The 2,562-nt window shown below is 68.5% G+C and carries 3 protein-coding genes; all 3 read right to left on the bottom strand.

Annotation, left to right across the window (positions count from 1 at the left end; genetic code table 11):
- Window positions 1-355, bottom strand: a 355-nt coding sequence (locus tag J3S89_RS11970) for a hypothetical protein (protein ID WP_217927787.1), incomplete at its 3' end; no start/stop codon positions are given.
- Entirely contained in the window at window positions 352-819 is a 468-nt protein-coding gene (locus tag J3S89_RS11965) for a hypothetical protein (RefSeq protein ID WP_217927786.1), read from the bottom strand. The genes J3S89_RS11970 and J3S89_RS11965, both read right to left, overlap by 4 nt.
- A gap of 104 nt (window positions 820-923) precedes the next feature.
- A partial coding sequence (locus J3S89_RS11960; protein ID WP_217927785.1) for a ParB N-terminal domain-containing protein occupies window positions 924-2,562 on the bottom strand: 1,639 nt, incomplete at its 5' end.

Here is a 2,562-nt window from a genome sequence, read left to right as displayed (position 1 = left end):
TGGCACTCTGCGCCCCGCCCCACGGTGTGCTCGCCGAAGAACCCATCCCGACCCGGCCGAGCCGGCGCTTCTCGCGCTGGTGCTCGGCATTCTCCAGCACCTTCGCCTGGAACTCGGCTTCGTCGGCGAGCCGGCCCGAATGACCGTAGAAGTCGGAACGCTCCCACGCAGCGATGGGACGAGCGATCCGCCACCCGCTCGCCAGGAAGTGGGTACCGCCGCGCCCGGGCAGCATGGCGAAGGCATTGCCGCCGACCTGCGCCACCGGGAAGCCGTCGGCACTGGTGCCGAACGCGACGGTCGGCTCGTCAAGGTTCTCGGTGATGGCCGTCGAGCCAGAAACATCGTCGTTCATGCCGCCCTCCCCTCGCCTTCGACCACGACGAGATCCGACACCTCCTCGAGCACGGCGTGCGGATAGCCGTGCCGGGAGAGCCACGCTTCGGCGTCGCGGCGGTCCGCCGCGAGATGGACGAGTTCCCGACCATGACCGGGGCGATCCAAGACGTGGACGGAGCCGGTGGACGGGCGCTCCACCACCTCGAAGCGGAGGTTGCTCGCGACCGAGAAGCACCTCGACACCTTCATGACAATGACGCCACCGCTGGCGAGATCGGTCTCGTGCAGCGTGAAACCGGCCGGGATCACCATGGTGCCGAGCTTGCGCTCCCCCTGCATGGCGATCAGTCGCCCTCGCGCGTTGTTGGCTCGCCAGGCGTCGAGCTTCTTCTTGTGGCGCTCGGGCGGACGCGGCGTGCCGTCCGACCAGGCAACGATGGAACCGATGGGTGCGATATCGAAGATGCGTTGCGCGGTCATGCTGCGCTCCTGAACCGAGAGGACATAGAAATGAAACCGCCGCCGGGGCGACCGGCAGCGGAGAGATCGTTCGGAAGAAAGAGAAAGTCGGCCGAGGCCCCGGCCTATTCGGCGGCGGCACGCCAGCCGTCGTCCTCGGTCTCGGCCGGGGACGGCTCGAGGATGTCGTCCATTTCGTCGAGCGGCGCCGGATCGAGGACTTCGGGCTCGTCCTCGCCGTCGGGGACGTCGTTCGTCCGCAGATATTCGGCGAGCTTCGCCGGGTCGGGTGGGAACAGCGCGGCGGGATGAACGAAGCGTTCCTCCTTGAAATGCTCGACCAGCGCGGCGCGCGTGTCCTTGACCCGCGGTTTCGGCTGCACCGAGGTGTCGGCGCACGCAGCCTCGAGCGCTTGGCGCGACAGGCAGGCGAGGAAGTCCTTGGTTCCCATGTTGGGGAGATGGGCGTCGGCGCCGATCGTCACGCCGGCGATCCGCGCGACCATGCCGCTCTGGGTCCGGTCTTCGCGGGTCGACAGCACGTCGACGAGCACCGCGCGGGCGACCTGTTGCAGTGTCTCGCGATCGTAGGCGAGCCTGCCGTCCGGTCCGATCAACCGCACGGCATGTCGCGCCATCCGCCCGAAGCCGTAGGCGTGACCATCGGCGCCCGAGGCGACCGAGACGTTCTGCCCGGCGAAGGCCAGCACCAGCAACACCGTCAGCGTGTCGTCCTCGATCGGCGCGTGGGCGAGCGCCTCGTGCAGTGCGTCGGTGCGGAGATCGCCGATCATCTCGATGCCCTTGCGGGTCACGTCCGGGCGAGACTTCGGCAACGCGCCGACATCGTCGATCTCGTCGGTGTCGGAACTCGACCCGGTGTCTGCCTTCCCCTTCGCCACCGGCTTCTTCGCCTCGGGCATCCGATAGACGGCGGTCTGCACCGCGCCCTTCTGATCGAGATACATCGCGGTGCAGTCGCCCTTGCCGGGCTTGCCGTAGACGCGCTGCGCCTTCGCCGGCAACTTCGGCTCGCCCCAGTTGGTCGCCTCGACGATCTGGCCGCGCTTCGGCAGATGGTTCGACATCCACTCGTGCTGAGCACCGAGGAAGGCCTCGACGTCCGCGGTGTAGCGGCTGTCCTCGCCCGCCGGCGCGAACAGATCCTCGCTCCAGGCGATGCCGTAGGCGCGAGCGAGATCGTCGTCGAACTTCGCATCACGCGCGAACATGCGGCGCTTCTCGAGCGCCTGGGCAACGCTCCACCAGCTGGTGGTGTCACCCTTCTTTGGCCTGTGCTTCTTCCAGACCTCCACCTGCTCCTCGACGGCGGCGGCGGCGATGACACGGAGCTGGCGTTCCTCGGGCATGTCGCCCTTCGCCATCTGATCGAGCATGGCCGGCAGCACGCCGGCGAGCAGGCGCAGCTTGCGGATCTGACGGATCGGCAACGCCAGCGCCGCCGCGATCGCCTCCTCCGTCCAGCGCAGCATGACCAGACGCTCGATCGCCCGCCACTGGTCGACCGGGTTCAGGGCCTCGCGAGCGATGTTCTCGACCATCGAGCGCATCGCGCCCCGAGACGCCGGATCGTCGTTCGCCACCTCATCGACGAGGACCTCGATCTCCTCGAGGCCGGCGGCGATCGCCTGGGCGACGCGGCGATGTCCGGCGTCGATGACCCAACCGTTGCCGCCGTCGCGCTGCGGCGAGACGATCGGCGGCTGGATGATGCCGACGGCCCGGATGGTCGCGAGCAACAGC

The sequence above is a fragment of the Pinisolibacter aquiterrae genome (genome assembly GCF_019160155.1).
Taxonomy (GTDB): domain Bacteria; phylum Pseudomonadota; class Alphaproteobacteria; order Rhizobiales; family Ancalomicrobiaceae; genus Pinisolibacter; species Pinisolibacter aquiterrae.
Note: the sequence above shows the minus strand (reverse complement) of the source record. Positions and strands in the feature narration are given on the sequence as shown.